At 45.2% G+C, this 270-nt stretch carries 1 pseudogene; it reads left to right on the top strand.

From position 1 onward, the window contains the following. Positions 1-270: pseudogene (locus tag AB4486_RS24580) on the top strand (class I poly(R)-hydroxyalkanoic acid synthase); the annotation flags it as partial.

Genomic DNA, 270 nt, shown 5'->3' with positions numbered 1-270 from the left:
TCCTCAAGATCCGTATGACCAACAATAATGCCTTCCGATTAGGTGTTGATGTTGCGAACACGGAAGGTGATGTCGTTTTTCAAAATGATCTGTTCGAGCTTATTCAATACTACCCAAAAACACCTCAGGTGAACGCCACGCCTTTGTTGATCGTTCCTCCATTCATCAATAAGTACTACATTCTCGACCTTCGTGAAAAGAACTCAATGGTTCGTTGGTTGCTTGAGCAAGGGCACAGCGTCTTCATGATGTCTTGGCGCAACCCAGGTG

The organism is Vibrio sp. 10N.222.55.C6 (genome assembly GCF_041473395.1).
Classification (GTDB): domain Bacteria; phylum Pseudomonadota; class Gammaproteobacteria; order Enterobacterales; family Vibrionaceae; genus Vibrio; species Vibrio crassostreae_C.
Note: the sequence above shows the minus strand (reverse complement) of the source record. Positions and strands in the feature narration are given on the sequence as shown.